General features: G+C 44.3%; 26 protein-coding genes. 7 read left to right on the top strand and 19 right to left on the bottom strand.

Features of this window, described 5'->3' with window-relative positions:
• Nucleotides 1–199: 199 nt before the first annotated feature.
• Both R7Q38_RS10090 and R7Q38_RS10085 read left to right on the top strand, forming a co-directional pair.
• Nucleotides 200–1,141 (top strand): glycyl-radical enzyme activating protein, encoded by a 942-nt coding sequence (locus tag R7Q38_RS10090; protein ID WP_078609981.1) that lies wholly within the window; start codon nucleotides 200–202, stop codon nucleotides 1,139–1,141.
• Between the two features lie 2 nt (nucleotides 1,142–1,143).
• Complete coding sequence (locus R7Q38_RS10085) at nucleotides 1,144–3,582, top strand: formate C-acetyltransferase/glycerol dehydratase family glycyl radical enzyme (protein ID WP_239939041.1); 2,439 nt, start codon at nucleotides 1,144–1,146, stop codon at nucleotides 3,580–3,582.
• Between the two features lie 84 nt (nucleotides 3,583–3,666).
• Here the strand turns inward: R7Q38_RS10085 and R7Q38_RS10080 are convergent, their stop codons facing one another.
• Nucleotides 3,667–4,212: a TetR/AcrR family transcriptional regulator gene (locus R7Q38_RS10080; protein ID WP_042521682.1), complete on the bottom strand. Its 546-nt coding sequence runs from the start codon at nucleotides 4,210–4,212 to the stop codon at nucleotides 3,667–3,669.
• 99 nt (nucleotides 4,213–4,311) lie between these two features.
• On the opposite strand from R7Q38_RS10080, the gene R7Q38_RS10075 reads away from it, so the two are divergent.
• The 4 genes from R7Q38_RS10075 (at nucleotide 4,312) to R7Q38_RS10060 (ending at nucleotide 5,858) form a co-directional block, all read left to right on the top strand.
• On the top strand, nucleotides 4,312–4,785 hold the full coding sequence (locus R7Q38_RS10075; RefSeq protein WP_064354938.1) for an HPP family protein: 474 nt from the start codon (nucleotides 4,312–4,314) through the stop codon (nucleotides 4,783–4,785).
• Between the two features lie 138 nt (nucleotides 4,786–4,923).
• On the top strand, nucleotides 4,924–5,139 hold the full coding sequence (locus R7Q38_RS10070; protein ID WP_005374999.1) for a TIGR02450 family Trp-rich protein: 216 nt from the start codon (nucleotides 4,924–4,926) through the stop codon (nucleotides 5,137–5,139).
• A gap of 112 nt (nucleotides 5,140–5,251) precedes the next feature.
• Nucleotides 5,252–5,629: a PH domain-containing protein gene (locus R7Q38_RS10065; RefSeq protein ID WP_005386881.1), complete on the top strand. Its 378-nt coding sequence runs from the start codon at nucleotides 5,252–5,254 to the stop codon at nucleotides 5,627–5,629.
• Nucleotides 5,630–5,639: 10 nt separating this feature from the next.
• Nucleotides 5,640–5,858, top strand: a complete 219-nt coding sequence (locus tag R7Q38_RS10060) for a DUF6500 family protein (protein ID WP_017634431.1) — start codon at nucleotides 5,640–5,642, stop codon at nucleotides 5,856–5,858.
• Here the strand turns inward: R7Q38_RS10060 and R7Q38_RS10055 are convergent.
• The 9 genes from R7Q38_RS10055 to fliD form a co-directional block, all read right to left on the bottom strand.
• Nucleotides 5,855–6,142 carry a hypothetical protein gene (locus R7Q38_RS10055; RefSeq protein WP_005375002.1) on the bottom strand — a complete coding sequence of 96 codons (288 nt, stop codon included), beginning with the start codon at nucleotides 6,140–6,142 and terminating at the stop codon, nucleotides 5,855–5,857. The two genes, R7Q38_RS10060 and R7Q38_RS10055, sit on opposite strands and share 4 nt — an antisense overlap.
• A 77-nt stretch (nucleotides 6,143–6,219) precedes the next feature.
• Nucleotides 6,220–7,215, bottom strand: a complete 996-nt coding sequence (locus R7Q38_RS10050) for a flagellar motor protein MotB (protein WP_005375003.1) — start codon at nucleotides 7,213–7,215, stop codon at nucleotides 6,220–6,222.
• On the bottom strand, nucleotides 7,215–8,072 hold the full coding sequence (gene motA / locus R7Q38_RS10045; protein ID WP_005375006.1) for a flagellar motor stator protein MotA: 858 nt from the start codon (nucleotides 8,070–8,072) through the stop codon (nucleotides 7,215–7,217). The genes R7Q38_RS10050 and motA overlap by 1 nt, the downstream gene beginning before the upstream one ends.
• Nucleotides 8,073–8,082: 10 nt before the next feature.
• Nucleotides 8,083–8,811 carry a FliA/WhiG family RNA polymerase sigma factor gene (locus tag R7Q38_RS10040; RefSeq protein ID WP_005375008.1) on the bottom strand — a complete coding sequence of 243 codons (729 nt, stop codon included), beginning with the start codon at nucleotides 8,809–8,811 and terminating at the stop codon, nucleotides 8,083–8,085.
• Between the two features lie 12 nt (nucleotides 8,812–8,823).
• Nucleotides 8,824–9,324, bottom strand: coding sequence for a flagellar basal body-associated protein FliL (gene fliL / locus R7Q38_RS10035; protein ID WP_239939042.1), 501 nt, complete (start codon nucleotides 9,322–9,324; stop codon nucleotides 8,824–8,826).
• A 22-nt stretch (nucleotides 9,325–9,346) separates the two neighbouring features.
• Nucleotides 9,347–10,420, bottom strand: coding sequence for a flagellar hook-length control protein FliK (locus R7Q38_RS10030; protein WP_239939043.1), 1,074 nt, complete (start codon nucleotides 10,418–10,420; stop codon nucleotides 9,347–9,349).
• A complete protein-coding gene (locus tag R7Q38_RS10025; protein ID WP_005375013.1) occupies nucleotides 10,417–10,737 on the bottom strand; it encodes a hypothetical protein in 321 nt (106 codons plus the stop codon). The genes R7Q38_RS10030 and R7Q38_RS10025 overlap by 4 nt, the downstream gene beginning before the upstream one ends.
• Nucleotides 10,721–11,107, bottom strand: coding sequence for a flagellar export chaperone FliS (fliS, locus tag R7Q38_RS10020; protein ID WP_005375014.1), 387 nt, complete (start codon nucleotides 11,105–11,107; stop codon nucleotides 10,721–10,723). Before fliS ends, R7Q38_RS10025 begins: the two co-directional genes overlap by 17 nt.
• 32 nt (nucleotides 11,108–11,139) lie before the next feature.
• On the bottom strand, nucleotides 11,140–12,486 hold the full coding sequence (gene fliD / locus R7Q38_RS10015; protein WP_318114208.1) for a flagellar filament capping protein FliD: 1,347 nt from the start codon (nucleotides 12,484–12,486) through the stop codon (nucleotides 11,140–11,142).
• Between the two features lie 416 nt (nucleotides 12,487–12,902).
• Here fliD and R7Q38_RS10010 point away from each other — a divergent pair, with 416 nt between their 5' ends.
• Nucleotides 12,903–13,190 carry a hypothetical protein gene (locus R7Q38_RS10010; protein WP_005375016.1) on the top strand — a complete coding sequence of 96 codons (288 nt, stop codon included), beginning with the start codon at nucleotides 12,903–12,905 and terminating at the stop codon, nucleotides 13,188–13,190.
• Nucleotides 13,191–13,260: 70 nt separating this feature from the next.
• Here the strand turns inward: R7Q38_RS10010 and lafA are convergent, their stop codons facing one another.
• The 9 genes from lafA to R7Q38_RS09965 form a co-directional block, all read right to left on the bottom strand.
• A complete protein-coding gene (lafA, locus tag R7Q38_RS10005) occupies nucleotides 13,261–14,112 on the bottom strand; it encodes a lateral flagellin LafA (RefSeq protein ID WP_005375019.1) in 852 nt (283 codons plus the stop codon).
• A gap of 301 nt (nucleotides 14,113–14,413) precedes the next feature.
• Nucleotides 14,414–15,184, bottom strand: coding sequence for an EAL domain-containing protein (locus R7Q38_RS10000; RefSeq protein WP_005375023.1), 771 nt, complete (start codon nucleotides 15,182–15,184; stop codon nucleotides 14,414–14,416).
• A 19-nt stretch (nucleotides 15,185–15,203) separates the two neighbouring features.
• Complete coding sequence (gene flhA, locus R7Q38_RS09995; RefSeq protein WP_239939045.1) at nucleotides 15,204–17,294, bottom strand: flagellar biosynthesis protein FlhA; 2,091 nt, start codon at nucleotides 17,292–17,294, stop codon at nucleotides 15,204–15,206.
• 31 nt (nucleotides 17,295–17,325) lie between these two features.
• Nucleotides 17,326–18,453: a flagellar biosynthesis protein FlhB gene (flhB, locus tag R7Q38_RS09990; RefSeq protein ID WP_239939046.1), complete on the bottom strand. Its 1,128-nt coding sequence runs from the start codon at nucleotides 18,451–18,453 to the stop codon at nucleotides 17,326–17,328.
• The gene (gene fliR / locus R7Q38_RS09985; RefSeq protein ID WP_005375027.1) at nucleotides 18,450–19,226 is read right to left on the bottom strand and encodes a flagellar biosynthetic protein FliR; all 777 of its coding nucleotides are present in this window, start codon (nucleotides 19,224–19,226) and stop codon (nucleotides 18,450–18,452) included. Before fliR ends, flhB begins: the two co-directional genes overlap by 4 nt.
• A complete protein-coding gene (fliQ, locus tag R7Q38_RS09980; protein ID WP_005375036.1) occupies nucleotides 19,226–19,495 on the bottom strand; it encodes a flagellar biosynthesis protein FliQ in 270 nt (89 codons plus the stop codon). Before fliQ ends, fliR begins: the two co-directional genes overlap by 1 nt.
• 12 nt (nucleotides 19,496–19,507) lie before the next feature.
• The gene (fliP, locus tag R7Q38_RS09975; protein ID WP_005375037.1) at nucleotides 19,508–20,266 is read right to left on the bottom strand and encodes a flagellar type III secretion system pore protein FliP; all 759 of its coding nucleotides are present in this window, start codon (nucleotides 20,264–20,266) and stop codon (nucleotides 19,508–19,510) included.
• An 18-nt stretch (nucleotides 20,267–20,284) separates the two neighbouring features.
• Nucleotides 20,285–20,656, bottom strand: a complete 372-nt coding sequence (gene fliN, locus R7Q38_RS09970) for a flagellar motor switch protein FliN (RefSeq protein ID WP_005375038.1) — start codon at nucleotides 20,654–20,656, stop codon at nucleotides 20,285–20,287.
• Nucleotides 20,653–21,471 carry a FliM/FliN family flagellar motor switch protein gene (locus R7Q38_RS09965; protein ID WP_138939445.1) on the bottom strand — a complete coding sequence of 273 codons (819 nt, stop codon included), beginning with the start codon at nucleotides 21,469–21,471 and terminating at the stop codon, nucleotides 20,653–20,655. Before R7Q38_RS09965 ends, fliN begins: the two co-directional genes overlap by 4 nt.
• Between the last annotated feature and the right edge of the window lie 85 nt (nucleotides 21,472–21,556).

Genomic DNA, 21,556 nt, shown 5'->3' with positions numbered 1-21,556 from the left:
CGAACGAGATCTTGATTTTGATCAATTGAGATTTCATTTGAAACTATAATAATTTCATTAAATGAAAGCTGAGTGAAACTTGTAAACGCTCAAATGAAGCTTTCAGTTCGAACAAAGAAAAACCGCTCATAAGACTTAACCAGTAAGAAAGAAACGAATTAGGTACACAGCGGTAGCACAGACCAAGAGGCAAGCAGAGATGTATTTCAATATTCAACGATTCTCTACCCATGATGGCGATGGCATTCGTTCCATTCTTTTTCTTAAAGGATGCAGCTTGTCTTGCCCTTGGTGTCAAAACCCAGAAAGTCGCAGCGAAAAGCATTCACTGTTGTTTGATCAGCGAAGCTGCATGGAAGATTGCCAGCTGTGCGTTTCTGCTTATCAAGCTACAACTCAATCTACTGCGGGTAGTGAAACGGTGAGCGATGGTATTCAACGCATCGACAACCAGATCATCATCAATCGCAAAGCCATCAAAGAAGACCAACTGATCGCGCTGCGAAACGTCTGTCCTACGCAAGCACTGACCGTCTGCGGTGAAGAAGCGAAATCAGACATGTTGTTCGACACCTTGATGAAAGACAAACCTTTCTACGACCAAAGCCAAGGTGGTGTGACCTTCTCCGGTGGTGAGCCACTCATGCAAGCCGATTTGGTGGCAGAACTCGCGCAGCGTCTGCATGACAACCAAGTCTCTACGGCTATTGAATCGTGCATGCATGTGCCGTGGAAGAACGTCGAAAAAGCCGCGCCGCATATTGATTGCTGGTTGGCGGATTTAAAGCATACCGACGAAGAAAAGTTTCTTAGCTGGGCGAAAGGTTCACTAAAACGCATCAAAGACAATTTCCGAAAACTGGCACCTATCGCGAAACGCATTGTGATTCGCGTTCCCGTTGTGCCGGGGTTCAATGACACCATCGAAGAGTTGAAAGACATCATCGATTTTGCGGCTTCACTAGAAAGCTGCCAAGAACTTCACTTGCTGCCGTACCACACGCTCGGCATCAATAAATACCGTTTGCTCGATATGCCTTACGAGTGTTCTGACAAGCCATTAAACAAACCAGAACTGCTAGAAAGCGCCATGCAATACGCAAGCGAAAACACCCAACTTAACGTGATTGTAAGAGGTTAACTATGGACCTGAATTACCTTCCTGAGCGTATCAAAGCGCACAAATCGGCACTGGTAAATATCGTAACGCCACCTGTCTGTACCGAGCGCGCAGAGGCATACACTCGTGCTTATCAAGCAAACGAAGACAAACCTGTGATTGTTCAACGTGCGCTAGCACTGCAAGAGCACTTACGCACTCGTACTATTTGGATTAAACACGATGAGCTAATCGTCGGTAACCAAGCGAGCAAAGTACGCGCTGCGCCTATTTTCCCAGAATACACAGTGCGTTGGATTGAAGCGGAAATTGATGAGCTAGCCGACCGTCCTGGTGCAGGTTTTGCGGTCACTGAAGAAGATAAGCAAAGCATCCACAGCATCACACCATATTGGCGCGGTAAAACCGTTCAAGACCGTTGTTATGGTTTGTTTACTGATGAGCAGCAAGAGATCTTAGCCAGCACCATCATTAAAGCTGAAGGCAACATGACTTCTGGTGATGCGCACCTTGCGGTGGATAACGAGAAAATTCTTAAACTAGGCATGAACGGTTTGTTAGAGGATGTTCGTCAGCACCGTGCTAACAATGATGTTTCGACCTTTGAAGGCTTGAAGAAAGAGCAGTTCTATAAATCAGTCGAAATCGTGCTGCTTGCGATTCAAGATCACATGGTGAGCTACGCTGAATTGGCGGCAAAAATGGCGCTTGAAGAGACGCGCCCGCTGCGCAAAGCTGAGTTAGAAAGCATTGCGGCAAACTGTCGTCATGTAGCAAGTCACGCACCAGAAAACTTCTGGCAAGCACTGCAATTGAGCTACTTTGTTCAATTGATGCTACAAATCGAATCGAACGGTCACTCGGTTTCTTTCGGTCGTATGGACCAGTTCCTCAACGAGTTTTATGTTCGTGATATCGAAAACGGCACAATTGAGAAAGACTTTGCATTAGAGCTTTTACAAAGCTGTTGGTTGAAGCTGCTTGAAGTAAACAAGATCCGCTCTGGTGCGCACTCGAAAGCATCGGCAGGTTCTCCGCTGTATCAAAACGTGTGTATCGGTGGTCAGAAGTTGAATGAAAAGGGTGAGCCTGAAGACGCAGTGAATCCCCTTTCTTGGGCGATTCTAGAATCTTGTGGTCAGTTACGTTCGACGCAACCTAACTTGAGTGTGCGTTACCATGAAGGTTTGAACCAAGAATTCCTGATGGGTTGTATCGAAGTGATTAAATGCGGCTTCGGTATGCCTGCGTTCAACAACGATGAGATTGTCATCCCTGAATTCATCAAGCTTGGCGTAGAGAAAGAAGACGCTTACAACTACGCCTCTATCGGCTGTATCGAGACTGCGGTTCCCGGCAAATGGGGTTACCGTTGTACGGGCATGAGCTTCATTAACTTCGCTCGTATCCTGCTCGCTTCATTGAACGAAGGTGTGGATGCAACAACGGGTAAAGCCTTCTTGCCGCACGATAAGTCATTAGCAAAAGGTAACTTTGAGAACTTTGAGCAAGTGACGGCTTCTTGGGCAGAGCAAATCCGCTACTACACCCGTAAATCGATTGAGATTGATACGGTAGTCGACAGTGTGCTTGAACAGCAGGCACAAGACATCTTCTGTTCAACGCTGGTGGATGACTGTTTGGCTCGCGGTAAAACTGTGAAAGAAGGTGGCGCGAAATACGATTGGGTATCTGGCTTGCAAGTCGGTATCGCGAACTTGGGTAACAGCCTAGCAGCCATCAAGCACCTTGTTTTCGATGACGCGCAGATTACTCAGCCTCTTATCTCACAACAACAGCTAGCAAAAGCATTGGCTGAAGATTTCGACGGAATGGAGAACGAGCAGCTTCGCCAACGTCTTATCAACTTTGCACCAAAATACGGTAACGATGATGACGCAGTAGACCAACTACTGTCAGATGCGTACCAAGTGTACATTGATGAGCTAGAGCAGTTTGTTAATACGCGTCATGGTCGAGGTCCAATTGGCGGCGGTTACTACGCTGGTACATCAAGTATTTCGGCAAACGTCCCATTCGGAGCCTCAACCATGGCAACGCCGGACGGTCGTAAAGCGAAAACGCCATTGGCAGAAGGTGCAAGCCCATCGTCTGGCTCAGACCGTTTAGGTCCAACGGCAGTGTACAACTCGGTCGGTAAGATCCAAGCGAATAAGATTCTTGGTGGCGTGCTGCTTAACCAGAAATTAAGTCCGGCAGCGGTTGAGTCTGAAGGGGATAAGCTCAAGCTTTCTATGTTGATTCGTACCTTCTTCAACCACCACAAAGGCTGGCATGTTCAGTACAACATCGTTTCTCGTGAGACCTTGCTAGCTGCGAAGAAGAACCCAGAGCAATATCGTGATCTTGTTGTACGAGTTGCAGGCTACTCAGCGTTTTTCACCGCGCTATCACCAGATGCGCAAGACGACATCATCGCACGTACTGAGCACGAGCTGTAAGTACACTGATTAACTAAAACAAAAGGCACCGATTGGTGCCTTTGGTTTGAATACTTAATCCGCAAATGACTATACCTGAACGCATTAAAGCTTGTGCAAAATGGTCACGCATTTCTTCGTGACGTTGTCGTACTCTTTCGTCATGTAAGCGGTAGTGATCGCGCCCTCTTTCATGATGCAAATGGCATCGAGTAATGAAGCGTTTTCTGATTTGAGATAGCGTTGAATTAGCTCTCTGACTTGCTGTTTATGGTAGCGGCAATACGTTGCGATCTCGCCACTGTCGTCACTGAATTCCGCGGACGTATTGATGAAAAAGCAACCGCGAAACTCGCCCAACTTTTCTTCAGAGCCATGAAACCAGCCGTTGAGTGCTGTAAATAACTGATCGATCACCTCCGCGCACGTTTGTGCTGAAGAAAGCTTTTCCTCCAACCATTCCATAAATACTTGGTGGCGTTGTTCTAATGCGGCGATGATAAGCGCTTCTTTGCTCTCAAAATGGTTATATAGCGTGCGTTTAGCCACGCCGGAAACATTGAGGACTTCATTGATGCCAATAGAGTTGATGCCTTGTTTATAAAACAGTGACAAAGCTGTGTCGATCAATAACTGTTTCTTTTTGTTCATAACTACGTCCTCAAAAAGTTCCATAAATACATATTGACAAAGGTAGACAGATTTGTCTATTTTATTTTGTAGACAATTCGGTCTACTTTTGAGGTATTTATGAATAATTTAATTTTATCGTTGGTTGCCGGGCTTGGCGCTACGTTGGCTATTGGCGTATTGTCCTACGCCGAGGTATCTCTTACTGAGGTAGTACTTCTCATGGCGCCATTTGGTGCTACGGCGGTGTTGGTGTTTGGGGTGCCTAGCAGCCCTCTCGCTCAACCAAAAAACGTTATCATTGGTCACTTCATTACGGCATCTATCGGTATTGCGTTTAGCCAGTATGTTGACGTCACGCCGGTCACGCTCGCGATTGCGACGGGGCTAGGTGTTTCTGCGATGCTGATTACGAAGACCACTCATCCACCTGCGGGTGCAAATCCAATTTTGATCATGGCGTCTGGGCAGGGATGGAGTTTTCTCTTCACGCCTGTCCTGATTGGCGCGGTAGTGATTGTTCTGGTCGGTAAAGGGTTACAGTTGCTACAAAATCAGTACCTAAACCCTCGACTGAATGGTCAGAAGACCTAGTCGGATTGTAGTTAGAGCCGCGAAAGGGAGTGATCTCTTTTGCGGTTTTATCTTTTGTCGGTTTGCAAAAACAAAATCTGATTCTCTCTTGGTATTCAGTCGTATACATCAACATGGTAGTTAAATTGGTACAATGCGATGAACAGAATCCACCCTAAGAAACTATTGCACAGTAAATGGACGGCAATTTCACCTAAAAACAAAGAGAAGCATTTTGTCGTGACAGAAATGGAACTAGATGAAGATGGTAACGTTGTGAGATGTGTCATCGAGGCAGTCATGAGTAAACGCGACCGAGAGATGAACTGGCAAGACCTAAAAGACTCTGAGCAATGGATGCAAGGGTGGAAGTGAGTGACGCTTCGTTGTTGGGCGAATCAAGCAGAAACGTGCGTTGCGAGTAGGCAAAAGTGGTGCTATCTGATACGTTGATAATTCGTTCTAACGCCCACTCAAAGGATTAATTATGATTGATTTCGACAATTCCTCTGTATTTAAGCTTAAGCCGATTGACGTTTCTAATGCCAGAGAAGACTTCCTTAAGTTCTTGATTGATGGTGAGACTATTTTCGCTGCTTTTAAAACAGTTCGTGACCAAGTGGTGTTTACGAACAAGCGAGTGATAGCGGCAAATGTGCAAGGGATTACCGGCTCAAAAGTGGATTACACTTCTTTGCCTTACAGTAAGATCAATGCATTTTCTATCGAGACCTCTGGTACTTTTGATTTGGATTGTGAAATCGAGTTCTTCATGAGTGAGGTGGGAAGAGTGCGTTTTGAAATTAAAGGCTCGTTTGATTTGATTTCTTTCAACCGTATGGTTAGTGAGTATGTACTAGGTTAAGGGGTTAGAAATGAGAGCTTCGCTGAGAGACAAAATTATAGAGGTCTGTGACAAAAAGATCGCGAGTAAAGGTGAATTGGTTGGTCTCTCATTTTATGCGTTTTTCGCTAATAAAAATGACGACCCAGAGCTGTTGATGGAAGCGGCTACGTGGTGGATTCAGACTCATCAGCTCGACCACTTCGAAAAAGCAGTAAAAATAAAATCAATGGTCGAGTCGGGGAGCTAAATTAAAAAAAAGAAGTAAAGAAAGCAGACAAATGCTAATAACGTTGCGGACAAAACAGGGTAGATAATGTAAGAGTCCTGCTTGTTGGTTCGTTGAAAACATAGCGAAACAAGTAAGACGTTATAAACAACAAGTAACAAGCTGATCATGGTTCCGCTGTTTAGTGTCATACTTGATAGCTGAGTTAAGAAAAACGCCAATAAAAGGTAATCGAAGACAATGAGCCATAAAAAGGCTTTCTTCAGTAAGTCGCTTTTTCTTTTTTCGGATGATGTTATGTGCATATAGAACTCAACTAAAAAGTCACAGTAACAGAGGCTTTGGTTAGAGAGGTCACCATCAGAGTGGTGACCTTTTAAGATTATAATTCTTGAATTTTTACTTCGCTGGTGGCGGTATCGCCGGAGTAATTGATGACTTCTTGACGAATGACTGGTTGGTTAAATTCAGCCTTATCTTTCGCTTTTTGCAGTTCACTTTCTTGGTGGTTGCCAAAAAGGGTTTCAAGCACTTTAGCGGCAGGAGTCGTTAAAACAAACAGCTCAATACGACGGTTTTCGCTAGAATCTGGCTCATCAGGATTAAGCAGCGCTCTATCTGACATACCCGTTACCTGCATTACTCTATCGTCCGGCATACCGCCTTCAACTAACGTATTTCTTGCTACGTCTGCTCGAGAGGCTGATAACGCCCAGTTAGATTGACGACCAAAACGCTTTTTAAATGGAATTGCATCTGTGTGTCCGCTGATGATCAGAGGGTTGTTAACACGATGAAATACAGGTGCTAGTGCGAGCAGTAAATCTTCAAAAAAAGGAGTAAGTTCTGCACCACCACGGCTGAACATATGCTGTTTGTAATCATCTTGAAGGACGATACGCAAACCTTGTGGTGTCACCGTGACGTTTACATTTCCCTGCGCATTAATTTGGGCAGTCATTTGCTCAATTACTTTTGCTAGTGCGGCAAGTTGCTCTTGAGTATCGAAGTTACCAGGAATCAAAGAATCAATTTCTGGTCCATCCCCATCACCTTTAAAGTAAGAGCTTACTACATGGTTGGAGTTGTGTTTACTTGGCACAGAAGAGTCCTGTGCCAAGTCGATAGGAGAAATACTTTGTGACGTATCAAATGGGTTGCCGTAACTCTTGTCGAATACGCTTGAACTATGCAAGTGGGCAACAATCGCTTTACGCTCTTCTTTGTCTACCACCTGCATAACCCAAAGTACAAGAAACAGCGCCATTAGGGCGATCATGAAGTCAGCAAACGCGACTTTCCACGCGCCGCCATGAGACGACTCATCATGGCTGTATACTTTGGCACGTTTGAACACTACATGCTCTTGTTTTTGCATTATCCCTCCTGTTCAGCTAACCACTTCTCCATTTGGTTGAATGTTGGTTTGATGTCTAGCTGAATATGTTTACGACCAGCGTCAATGGCGAGCAATGTCGGCTTTTTCGCTACGTAGGCAACCAAGGTTGCACGAACGCACTCAAAAGCAGTCATATTACGTTTTACTCGCTGAGCCATGGCGTTACTTAGTGGATCTAAGCCACAGTAACAACCGAAAATACCAATGAATGTACCAACGAGAGCTGCCGCAACGTGATAACCAATCATAGCGATTGAGCCATCAATAGCTTGCATGGTGATAATGATGCCACCAACTGCTGCAAGAATACCGAAGCCAGGTAGTGCTTCAGCTGTACGCTGTAGTGAGCGTGAAGGTAAAAGCATTTCGTTCTGTATTGCTTCGATTTCTTGCTCTAGCAGTCCCTCTAATTCATGAGGCGACATCTGTCCCATTGCCATTAAACGTAAATTGTCAGTAATGAAAGAAATTAGGCGATGATCTTCTGCGATCGTCGGGTAAGCGAGGAACATAGAGCTTTGCTCCGGAGCCTCAATATGAGAATCCAGAAACTTGTATCCGCGGTTTCTCGCTGTCTCTAGCAAGTTGTTGAGTAGTGCCATTAATTCCATGTAGTACTCATGCTCTTCTGTTGGACCTTTAATGGTCGCTGGCACTTGGCGACGCATTTCTTTCAGTACATGAGGCGGATTACCGATGATCAAAGAACCAGCAGCGGCGCCAATAATGATAAGGAATTCGGCTGGCTGCCAGATAGCACCTAAGCTACCACCGGCCCACATATATCCACCGAAGACGCACACCAGGATAGTGAGCACTCCAAAAAACTTTTGCATCTTGTGACTCCTAAGAGGACATTAATTGGTTGAGTTGTTTCAGCGCTTGTTTGTGAAGCTGACATATACGAGGTGGTGTCAGATCCAATACCAGAGCTATTTCGTGTAAGTTGAGTTCATGTTGATAGAACAGAGTCAGGAGCAGTTGATCGCGCTTAGGTAATTTACCCAAAGCACTGTCTAAACTACGACGAATATGTTCATGTTCCATGCCATCGTATTGCCCGCCAATGTAGCTATCACCGCTGCTCTCCATCAGTTGGTCAAGGCTTTGCATCTCGCCTGCGAGAGCGGCATTTTGGCGGTTGTAATAATCTTGCTCATTCGTCCCTAAAGCCTGGATGATTTCGGCATCCGTTGGCATTCGACCTAACGTTCGAGTGAGATCTCGAGTCACGTCGTTGAGCTCGTGGGCTTGTTGACGAGTCTTACGTGAACGCCAATCTAGTCGGCGTAATTCGTCTAAAATAGCTCCCCGAACTCGACAAACGGCGAAAGCAGGAAAGTGAGGATCGTCAACATCGCCATATCGGCGTCCAGCCTCGACTAGAGCGATAAGGCCTATCTGCTGCATATCTTCAATACTACAGTGAGAAGTGGCATGAACGCGCAGCTGGTTAACTACGCGTTTTACCATGACCTGATGACGTTGTAGCAATGCGTTTTCATCAATTGGTCGTGACGGTGTTGTCACTTCCTCTTCTGTGGTGTAAGTGTCTTGTACATTCATGTCTAACATGGTTGTGCTCCGTTATTGCACAACATATTTAGTCAACAAAACATCGTCGATTTCTCGGACGATGTCTGTTTTAGCAAAAGCGAGTAGAAGCGTTTGCTTCACTTCGTCTTGCAGAATATCGATGGCACCCGCTTGCTGTAACTGATCAAACGTTTTGTCGCTAAACAGTTTTAATAGAGAGTTTTGTACCATAGGCATGTATTCATCGATCTCTTTGATACGCTCTGGGCGGCGTGTCTCAATTGCCAGTTCTAGCATCACAAAGTGAGTCTGTTTCTTGCCTTTAACGGTCAAAACGACTTTGTCCAAAGGATGGAAGCTAGGACCTTTGTTTGTCGGTTGTTCTGTGACCAAAAAAGACAGTGGAGAGTCTTCGATCAGTGAACCAGAGTCAGGTGACTCTTGAGCGTGTTTGTTTAAGTACCAGATTCCGCCCATAATTGTGACGGCCGAAACGAGGGCACTGGTGATGATCATGGCGATAAACAGGGCGATCATTTGTTGTTTGGTCATAACCTTTTTCCTCGAAGATTCACTAAGCTTGAGTGCTTAGCCAGTGTTCTGAATAGTTAGTTGTTGTCGTGGTTTGGAATGCACCAGATTCTCGTGCGGCGAAAATATTGGCGTCTTCTTCGTTTGCATGTGGGTCATTTCGACCTTGGTTTTGATCAGAGCCAACATTGACATCGACATGAACGAAGTTTTGCTCTTGTAACTCAGTACGCAATCGTTCCGAAACTTGCATTAAAGCTTCTCGTGTTGCTGCGGTATTGGCGTTGATGTGGACACTCAATCGGTCACCTTCAACACGTACAAGTAAATCCAGTTTCCCCAAGTCTGGTGGGTCTAGGCGGATTTTTGCTTCTTGTACATTTTGTTGAGCTTGGAGCGTCACGCGATCATGTAAAACTTGCATCATTTGCTCCCCCCACTTTCCGGCAGTGGTATCAACACGCACCGCTGCCCACTCAGAGCCTTGAGCTTGAACATGACTCGTCGCAACCGGTGAATGTGCAGGTTGTGTTGTAGGAGCTTGTGCTTGAAGTAGAGATGCGGTTGGTTGGCCTTGAACAGGTTGATTCAAAAGAGTTTGAAACTCAGCACCGGAGATAGGCAAACGCGAACTCGATGAAGTCGGCAGACTTTGCTTCACATCTTGTTTTGATGATGTGTTTAACATAGCGTTAGACGAATCTTGAGTAACAGACTTAACTTCGCTCGCAGTCATTAAAGATGACGCTTTTCCTAGTTTCTCAGCCTGCTTCTCTGCCATGGTAATCATACCCTGGGTTAAAGCTTGAGCTTGCGCTGCAAGATCAGTCGATTCTGTTAACCCTGGTGTACTGGTCAAGCTGGCATCCGGATCTGAAGCTGAGCGGTCATCAGTATCAAAACCATGACTTTGTACTTTGTTTGCGCTGTTCAAAGTAGAGGCCGTAAGGTGAAAACTCGGTACCGCTGACGCAGAGTTAAAGTTTTGCTCACCATTCTGCTTGTTCCCTGATTTAAAACCATGAGAAAAGCCGTGTACCGAGTTCGCTTGCTTGATGTGACCCTCATTGTTAGCTGGCGAATTACCCGAGTGCTGAGTTGAAGAAGGTATGATCATTGAGTTAGCTCCATGGTCATTGCTAATTGATAGGCCATAGCGCGTTCTTGATGGTCATTGACCATGTTCATCTCTTTTTTCAACTCGTTGGTCGACTTCTCTAATACTGCGAAAGCATTAGCGTGCACTGTTTTCGCTCGCTGGATTTCAGGGGCAAGCTTAGGATCTTTCAAAAAAGGCTTGTGACTGATCAAAAGCTCTCGCAACTGCAAGTCGTACCGCTTGAGCGCATGCCAATCGGCCGTTTTTGCGGCGAACTGGATGAGCTGAGATAAATGACGGAATCGCTCTGGCGATACTTTATGCTTGTTGTCCAAAATTCATCCAACCTTCACGAATGTTACCCATTACACGCTCAACGTTAACCAAGCGATTTGCATCGTTTTGCACGCTAGCGTAATAAAGTTCGACTTGGCAGAAGTCATACAGCTGGCGTAGGTTTTCCGCAATTTCACCGCCGTTTTCATCATCTAAAGCACTTGTTAGTCCAATCAAGATGTTCATGCATTTGTTGATTCCATTCCCTTTCTCAGCCAAACGATTTGCGGCTAGGTGGCCGCGAATACGTTCAACTTCATCGAGTAGGCCATCGATTAACATGATGACTAATTGGTGTGGATTTGCTGCTGCCGCTTGAGCGTCGAGATCGACTTGTTGGTACGAATCGTAACCAGAATCCATAAGCATGAATATTTCTCCTAAATTTGGAACCAAATGTCTTATTTTTGAGCATTAAACATGGACATGGTTTGGTTCATTTGGGTCATAATTGAATTCATTTGAGTGAATTGTTTGAGATAGCGGTTGTACGACATTTCGTACTTACGCTCTAAATTGGTTTGTTTATCTTTGATTCGGTCTAAGCTTGACTGTATTGCGTCTTTACGCGTGCTGAAGGTACCTGATGAGAACTTCAAGAAAGGTTCTACCATCGCGTCAAGAGAATCTAGCAAAGCGTCATCCCCATTAAACAACGCCTCTAAGCCTGCGCTGTTTGTTTGTTGAGCTTCTTTGAACTTTTCTTGATCAACTTTCATTTTACCGTTGCGGTCTAGGCTCACGCCGATTTCGCTTAGGCGCATACCATGGTGTTCACCTCGGATTAACCCCGTTAACTGACTCTCAATAGAACGCAATGTCGAGTCGCTAGCGAGCACGCCGCGTTTCTGATCTTCACCGCCAATTTGGGTGTACTGATCGATTGTCGAAACAAGGGCATTGTAGGTTTCCACAAACTTATCTAGTTGTTCTTTAGTGCCTTCGCTATCAGCTCCAATTTTTAAACCGATTGGAGAATCTCCCGCGGCTTGCGGTTTAGATACGGTAATGTCAACACCGTCGATGACACCTTCAAAAGTATTACTTGCGTTGGTTAGTTTCAGGCCTGAGTCTTTTGCACCTAGCCACATAACCGCATCTTGCGGAGCGTTGATTTGCTTGAGGTTGGTGAAGGCGTCTTCAAACCACGCTTGGCCAGTACCCGATGCAGATACGTTGATCTTATTTTCGACACCAGTCTCAGTGCTCGATAGCATAAAGTGTGTTTGACCATTCGAGCGAACTAGAGTGGCGTTAACGCCAGGGTTGTCCGTGTGATTGTTAATCGCACTGGCTAAATCGCTGATCGTTGCAGTGCCGTCACCATTAACATCAACGGAGGACAAGTCTAGAGTCATTGTTTCACCGTTGATGGTGAATTCTAAAGATCCAGTAGTTGGTACTTCTGTCGTCGCCTCAAGGTCTGCAGGCATTCCTGTAGATACTTGATGCGCCGTTGCCACTTTTTCTACAAAAATCTGATAGTTACCCGTTAGCGCTTTAGCATCCGCGTTTGCAGTAAAGTTACCTTCTTGAGAGAGTGTCGCACTGTTTTTGATGATGCTGTTTGTGCTGTTATTCATCTCTTTCATTGCAGTACGAAAATCACGTAGTGCGCTTTCAACTTTATTAAAAGCTGACAGTTGTGACTGGTACACATTAGCTTGCGCTTGGTAACGGTTTTTGAATGGGTTTGTGTCCAATTGTGCGAATTGGGTTGCCATTTTTACTGGGTCTAAAGAACTCATGAGGTGTGCTCCTCTCATCTCTTATTGGCTTGAATACTTTGAATGCTACGCCTTAGTTTAATTATCATTGGCAAGATGCGTGCCGTATATTAAATTCAATTAAAACAAAGGTTTAAAGCTATTTTGTTTTCTTGGGAGGAAGTGGTGTTTCCACCTTGTTTGTTCCGCCTTCCTCCATGGAAAAAGTAATTTCCTTATAAGAAAAGGCGACCTAAACAAAGAAAATATTTAATTGTATTGACGGTTCTAATTAGGAGAGATGTTTTAATTAGACGTTATATTCAGCCTTTACTTCAGCTTGATTCAGATAATTCTTACAGAGTGCATTAATTGCGTTCTGATATTATTTTTGATAGTGCGATGTGCAAGTGTTCTCACTAAAAATTAAATTTTTTACGTTTCAAAGAATGTCAGTTATGAATGAATTTGCGTTACGATTGATGAAATGTGCTCGTGCATATGAAGAGTTCATTAACAAAAAACTATTAAGTAAACAGAGCATCAATTCTGATGAGATAGCTAGTATCTTAAAGGAAGCTAAGTTCAATTTTCCTGAACTTAGAGATAGTAAAATAGGAAGTAAATTAGAGACGATAGAATTAGAACTGTTTAATAAGGTTTTATTCAATATTATGTTGAAGTTCGGATTCAGAGTGCCTGAATCTCACAAAGATAATACGAGCTCTATTTATATTCGTAGATAAAAATAAAGCCTTCCATAGGAAGGCTTTATAATTAAGACGATTTAAATTAAGCGCACTATTAACTAAGTAATTAGCGTAGTAGTGACATTGCCATGCTTGGAAGCTGGTTAGTTTGAGACAGAACAGTTGTACCTGCTTGCATCAACATTTGGTTCTTAGTCATGTTTGAAGACTCTACTGCAAAGTCTGTATCCATGATACGACCTTTAGATGCTGTAACGTTTTCTACCATGTTACCAAGGTTAGCCATAGTGTGCTCAAGACGGTTGATGTTCGCACCGAAGTCTGCACGAGAGCTACCAATTTTTTCTACTAGACCGTCAGCGCCGCTGATTTTGTCTAGTGCTGCTTTTGCTTTAGTCGCGTCATCGATACCATCTGTAATTGCTGCATCAGCAAGGATAGTAGTGATTTCACCGATACCTGCGCTTGCGCTTACAGTCAATGTTTCAGCAGAAGATGCACCGATTTGGAATGTTACGTCACCTGCACCGAAGCCGCCGCCTTTAAGAAGGTTTTGACCACCGAACTTAGTGTTGTCTACGATGTTGTTTAGTTCTGCAGTAAGCTGTGTGAACTCTTTGTTAAGAGACGCACGGTCTGTTGCACTGTTTGAACCGTTCAACGATTGTGTAGCAAGGTCGTTCATACGGTAAACGATGTTTGTCATTTCATCCATCGCACCTTCAGCAGTTTGCATCATAGAGATGCCGTCTTGTGCGTTACGCATTGCTACTGACATGCCGCGTGTTTGCGCTTCTAGACGGTTAGCAATTTGAAGACCAGCAGCGTCATCAGCAGCTGAGTTCACACGGTAGCCTGTGCTTAGACGTTCCATTGCTGTGTTTAGAAGTCCGCTTGTTGTGTTCATTGTGTTTTGAGTTACAAGCGAAGCGTAGTTAGTGTGCATTGATAAAGCCATCTTAGTCTCCTTAGTTAGTCACTATATCTTTCAGGCCTCGGGATATTCCCTTGTCACTAACTAGAGGCGGTCGGTCGGCTTTAATGATTAATTTGAAAATTAAAAAATTTCTAAAAAAGATAAAAATTGATGATTTTTAGTGATTTGTATTCCATGAAAACCGGGAAAATCATCATATAAGCCTAAATTTTTTAGTTAAGTTAAAGAAACTATTGCCCAATGATCTTGTGGTTATCCGTTATAAATAAAAAAACAGCACGAATAAATCGTGCTGTTTTAAATATAAATGGTTGAGTTTCAACTATTCCTCATCAAAAGACTGAAAGGAGAGAGAGGTTGGGATATCGCTGAAATAACCAAAATAATAACTGGCACCCAATAAACGATAGCGGTTAAGTTCCGTTTGACTCGCTACACGTCCGGCAACCCAAGTATATTTATGCTTTCTTAAGAACTTAGCAATAGGTAGGAAAGCGTGTCTTTCTTCTTTATCCTCTAGTGTGACTGACAATTTGATCATATCGGGACTAAAGTCTGCGACGCGTTCGAAGTTCACTTGCGATGTCGCGACTTCAAACCAAAGTGAATATGCATTCTCTTTTAACTTTTTGGTGAGTGTGGCGACTTTATCACGATCACATAACGTTTCATCAGCTTGAAGAGAAGGAATCACATGTTGAAAAGCAGAAGAGTGGAATTGAATCGTCTGTTCGAGAAAATAAACCCCAGGCTCCCAAAGTAATGCATCCACGCGAATCGGCACGACAACATTACTAATCAAGTCGTGATGAAAGGCTTCTAACTGAAATTGTGTTTGTCTTAGTGCAAGGTAAAGACTGAACAAATCCAGGCAGTACTGCATTTGTTCAGAGAGTTTGAATTGATAGACACTTTGTTCTCCACGCATACCAAATCTCAACGTCAGGTGTTGGAATTCTACTTCCCCTGATTGAGCTTCCCTAATTGCTTGGCATGCGTGTTGGACATCATTGTGTTTTAAAGCATCAAAGACTAATTGATCGTCATCCGTGACGATGTGTTGTACTGCGAGACCAACCAAATGTTCGTACATCGCATGTGTTGAAATAAGATTAACCAAGGTTTCCTACCACATTGATTTGTTTGTTTTCTGGGATTTCGTTGTAAGACAATACTGCCAGCCCTTGTGTAAATGTGCGAGCGTAACGCGCTAGAAGAGGGCGCAGCTGTGGCATAACGAGAAGGATCGGAGGTAGCCCCTGTTGTTTAAGCTGTTGTCTAATCAATGGCAAGTTTTGTTGGAACTGACCAAGAATGTTTGGCTCAATTGGGAAGCTATCTAGTGTTACCGTACCAGAAGATTGTGCTTGTTGCAGTGAAGTTAGTAGCATTTGTTCTAGCTCATCAGACAGTGCGTAGACATTTAACTCGTTCTTTTGTCCTGCAATTAAGTTAACAAGCGTACGCTTTAGTGCACAGCGCACATCAGATGCAAGTAGGATCGGGTCCTTTGTATTTTCCGCGGATTCCAACATTGTGTTGGCAATCGTGCGAATATCTTTTAGTGGCACTTGGTCCAATAAAAGCTGACGATATACTTTCAGCTGCTGCGCTGGATTAAGTGCTGCTGCTAATGCTTCTGCTAGTTTCGGGGCTTGTTGTGTCAAACGCTGGGTTATTGCTTCCACATCGTCGTGCGTAAACAATTCTGCAAGGTTTGTCTTCATGATTTTACTAATATGAGTGGCAATAACAGTGCCATCATCGACAACTTGGTAACCCATATTAAGTGCTTTTGCTTTATCTTGATGCTCAATCCATACAGCTGGCAACTGATAAGCAGGATCGCTACCCAAAATGCCATCTACCTCACCGTAAGTTTCGCCAACCGCTATCGCCATTAAACGCTCTGGTTCAATAAAGCCTTGCTCAATGACTTCGCCATTTAGAGAAATTGTGTATTGGTTTGGCTTGAGGCTCAGGTTGTCACGAATACGAACTTCAGGTAATAAAAAGCCAACTTGTTCAGAAAGGTTTCGACGCACACCGCGAATTCGTTGTGATAAAGGTGCCCCTTGTTCTTTGTTGACTAGATGGACGAGTCGGTAACCAAGCGCAAGTGATAATGTTTGGACGTGAGGAATATCATCCCATGTCAGCGGTGTATCATCGTCTTGCATTGCTTGTGAAAGTGCTTCGACCTCTTCAATCTGGGAGTCTTGCACTGGCTTCTTGATTTGACGCCACCCTGCGAACGCTAATGCGCCAGCAAACGCAAAAAAGGCTAGGTGTGGCATACCCGGTACCATACCGATTACCGCCATAATACCTGCGACAGTAAATAGCGTTGCAGGAGTTGCCAGTAATTGCTTTTGCATGGTTTCCGACATGCCATTATCGCTATCATTAATTCGCGTAACGATAATCGCGGCAGCCGTTGCCAATAGTAGTGAAGGAATTTGAGCAACTAGACCATCACCGATTGTGAGTAGGGCATAAGTTTTAAAGGCGTCAGACGCAGCGAGTCCATGCTCGAAGACACCAATACTGATACCACCAATGATATTGATAAACAGAATCAACAAACCTGCGATGGCATCGCCACGCACAAACTTTGATGCACCATCCATCGAACCATGAAAATCGGCTTCGTTGGCGACTTCTTTACGGCGTAAGCGAGCCGTTTCCTGATCGATAAGGCCAGCGTTTAAGTCGGCATCAATTGCCATTTGTTTGCCTGGTAAAGCATCCAACGTAAAGCGGGCTGAAACCTCAGAAATACGTTCACCACCTTTGGTGATTACGACGAAGTTGATGATCATCAAGATGACGAAAACCACCATACCAACGACGTAGTTACCGCCAATGACGACTTCACCGAATGCTTGAATGACCTTACCCGCTGCGTCACCACCATTATGTCCTTCTAGGAGTACAATTCGCGTAGAAGCCACGTTCAATGTGAGACGTAATAATGTTGCGACCAGCAAAATAGTTGGAAAAACAGAGAAATCTAATGGTCGCTTTGCGGTTGTGCTGACCAGCAATACTAGGATTGCTAAGACGATATTAAAGGTAAACAGCGCATCCAGTAGCAGAGGAGGCAAAGGAAGAATCACCATTGCTAATATCATTAGCAAGACGATTGGAATGCCAACGTAGCCTTTGGTTGATGTTTGAAGTTGTTTTAACCGGTTAAGCATACTTTCGTGTCCTTGGATAAACGCGGGTTAATCAGTGCTGCAAATGTTTTGGAATCGAAAAATGAGGTAAAGGAATTGGCTCTTTTCCCTCACCTTTACGAAAGGCTTTCAATTGCAAAACGTAAGTAAGAATATGTGCCACTGCGATGTACAGTTGGCTTGGGATTGCTTGTTCAATCGCCGTCGTGTGATAAATCGAACGGGTAAGTGGCGGGGAGTTAATGATTTCCACTTTGTTTTCTCGGGCGATACGTTGAATGTGCATAGCAGTTTCGTCTACGCCTTTTGCGACGACAAAGGGCGCGTCAGAGAGCGAAGGCTCGTATTTCAGTGCGACTGCGTAGTGCGTTGGGTTTGTGATGATCACGTCAGCCGTCGGCACCATTTTATCGATCTTACGGCGCGCAAACTGTTGCTGTATTTGACGAATACGTTGTTTTACTTCCGGACGACCTTCATTATTTTTAAATTCCTCTTTCAATTCTTGTTTCGTCATGCGGAGTTCTTTTAGGTGTTCCCAACGCTGATAAGGAATGTCGATAACCCCAAATAACAACAAGGCGAAGCCCATTAAGAGTAAGCCTTCAAACAGAATTGACATTACTAGAGAAAAACCTTGGCTGAGTGGGAGATTTTGCATGCCAAGTAATGGCTGTAAGTGGTTGTCTAAGTAGCCATATAAGATGCCGAAGATGACGGCTACTTTGAACGTCGACTTTAAGAGCTCAACCACTGAGCGGGTCGAAAAAATGCGCTTTATCCCGCTCAAAGGATTAATTTTGCTCAGCTTTGGCATCACGTTCGCGGGACGGAACATCCAGCCGCCTAGCACAAGGCTACTACCACAGGTCACGATAATAATGACGGTAAACAATGGTAATAGCATGTCGATGATGACCGCTAAACTTCGTCCCAATTGCTCGACAAGTTGTTTAGGATTTTCTAGGTCGGCTCGCGTCAGCATCATGTTGTAGCGAAAGATACCCGACATGCTTTCCCAAATACTATTAAGCTGAGAGTAAAAGTAGAGCGCCACCGCTAGAAATATCACCGCAGTAGTAAACTCTTTCGCGCGAGGAATTTGTCCTTCCTGGCGGGCTTTCTTTACCTTCTGCGGTGAGGCTTTTTCAGTTTTGTCTTGAGAAGATTGATCGCTCATGCTCCCCCCAACATAAAGTTACTCAAATGTCTAATGGTGTCGTGAACGAGCGCCGTGTAGCGACCAGGAACACCAGAAACTGAGATTAATACGCTGAATAGACCCAGCAGCATCGTCATAGGAAAACCTAACGCATAGACATTAAGTGATGGTGCGGCTCGGTTCATTACACCAAAACTGATGTTGGCTAGAAGCATGGAAACAATAGCGGGCAAAGCCAAAGCTAGTGAAGAGGCAAACATCCAACCGAAAATATTGACAACACCTTGCAGAGAAAGCGATGTGATACCAGATCCGACTGGCCAAACAACAAAGCTTTGAATCACGATATCTATGACGAGTAAGTGTCCTTCTAGCGCAAGAAACAACAAGGTTGAGAAAATCAGAAATATGCGTCCCAAAATGGCGACAGAAAGCCCGTTAATAGGATCATTCATCATCGCCATACCTAAGCCCATTTGCAGAGAAATCACCTGACCAAGCATGGTGAAAACGTTAAAGAGCATGTGCAAAATTAACCCAAACATTACCCCCCAAATAGCTTGCTCAAAAGCAAGGAACAGGGAAGTCATAGAGAATAATTCGACTTGTGGCATGGGTGGCATTAACGGTCCAGTAATGACAACGATCGAGAGGGCCAGTAAAGTACGAACCCAAACAGGAATAATTGCATCACCAAAGAAAGGCATTGAAATAAATACGGCTCCCACACGAAAAAACGGCCACCAGAGTTGACCGAGTATCGCCGAGAGCTCTGCAAATGTGATGGCCATTAGCCAATCATCCCTGGTATGTTGTGGAACAAGAAATCAAACAGTTCCATGATCTTACGGAGCATCCAGTGACCTGCAAAAATCACCATTAATAAGGTAACGAGCAAACGTGGCAAAAAGCTGAGTGTTTGCTCGTTGATTTGTGTGGCAGCCTGAAATACGGCGATACACAAACCGACAATTAAGCCTGGAACAACCAATACGGCAACCATCAAAATGATCAGCCATACTGCATCGGAAAATAACGTTACGGTTAGTTCTGGGGTCATAACTGCTCCTAGTTAACCGAAGCTGGCAGATAAGGTGCCAACTGTCATTGCCCAACCATCCACGAGTACAAATACCACCAACTTAAAGGGAAGTGAGACAATCAAAGGTGATAGCATCATCATACCCATTGCCATCAGGACACTGGCGACAACCAAGTCGATGACCAAAAACGGGATGAAAAGCATAAAACCAATTTGGAAGGCGGTTTTCAGTTCACTAATGACAAATGCAGGCAAGACAACGGCAAATGAAATATCCTCAACGTTTTGGTCGAGAGGCTCATTGGCAATACGTAACATTTGTTCAAGAGAGCTTTGGTGCGTCTGTGCCAACATGAACTCTCTCACTGGTTTCTCTGCAACAGAAAAAGCCTGTATTAGCGTGATTTCGCCGTTGTCGTATGGCTGAAACGCATTTTCATAAATATCGCTCCAGACAGGGCGCATAATCAGTAACGTCAATGCGAGAGCGATCCCGACCAACACTCTGTTAGGTGGGCTTTGTTGAAGACCAAGAGCTTGGCGCAAAATCGCAAGGACAACGACAATTCGAGTAAAGCTCGTCGCCATCAAAATAAATGCTGGAAGAAAACTGAGCGCCGTCATCAACAACAGAATTTGCAGTTTAACGCTGTATTCTTGTTGTGTGTCGCCATCAGAAACGGACAAGATAGTTAAGCCGTTGTCAGCCGCCATTGTTGGGAAAGCAAACAAAAGTGACACCAATACCAAAAGAGGTAACCAACGGTGCCAAGCGCTCAGATTTTTCATTGTGATGCCTACCTAAGATTATTGACCAACGCCACTCAATGCAGAGTCATGTACATCGATCAGACGAAGTCCATACTTATCATTGACAACGACAACTTCAGCGTGGCCCATAAGAGAACCGTTTACTTTCACGTCTAAAGGCTCGCCATTGAGCTTTTCCAACTCGATAACCGTGCCTTCACCCGCTTTCATTAAGTCCCCAAGTGGGATCTCCTTACTCGCAACTTCCAGCGTGACTGTGACAGGAATGCTTTTGAAAAAGCTAAGGTCACGTTCCGCAGTGGCTGGTTCTTGTTGGAGCGTATCTTCGGCTTCAAAGTCTTCTAATTGAAAATCATCAAAGTTCAGTTCTTCTGCGTCGAATGCATTAGTTTCTAGCGCTTCGCTCATCGCTGCGGTTCCTTATCAGGGTTAAAGATCAAAACAAGTTGGCCGTCTTGCTCGGCAATACGACCTGTAAATAGAGATTGGTTGCCAATGCTTACTGGAACCGTGTTAAGAAGCTCAATAGGTAAAATATCGTTGGGTTGTAAGCCAACCACATCACTTAAAGGCATCTTCTTTTTACTTAGAACAACGTTCAGTCGAACGGGGGTCGTCTCTAAAGAACGACAGAAAGGTTGAAACAAATCGGTATCAGGTTGCAGTTCAAGCTGCTCGATCAGCGTTTGAATAAGATGACTATCTAGCTTGAGATGAATTGAGCCTTGATGATCGTCAAACGCAATGTTTAATTGAACGTTAATGCCAATTCCTCTAGGGGTCTCATACTCACCCGTGTCCCACATTTCACCAGGAGCAAGCCAACCGATGATGATTCGACTGATGCGCTCTTGTAAACGTAAGTCACTGGCCGTCAGAGTAGCGGCTGAGCGCTCTGCACTTGCACCATAAAATCTATCAGCCAACTTTATTAGCGTGTGAGGGTTACCATGGATGAATACCATGCCGCCTTCCTGATGTTGATAGGTCGACGTTTGCTCTTTGTCCATCTCAACCGATGTAAAGCGGTGCAAGTCTACTGAGGTTAAGCTAGCTTCCACTTTTCCTGTGCTGAGCCAATTTTGTAATTCAGTCGTAAGGTTTGAGCAAGATTCTGAAATTAAATTATCGAGCTTCTCACGAATGATATGAATAGGTTTGCCTAATAATTCTACATCAAGTAGTTGACTATCAGAAATAGGCTCGCTAACTCTATTTTCCATTTATATTTTACCGTGCGTTAACAATCGAAAGTGTTTTAACTTAATGGCGTGTAGTCTACACAGAAATTTTAATGATCTTTTAGCT

Source organism: Vibrio sp. Vb0598 (assembly GCF_033338935.1).
GTDB lineage: Bacteria > Pseudomonadota > Gammaproteobacteria > Enterobacterales > Vibrionaceae > Vibrio > Vibrio alginolyticus.
Note: the sequence above shows the minus strand (reverse complement) of the source record. Positions and strands in the feature narration are given on the sequence as shown.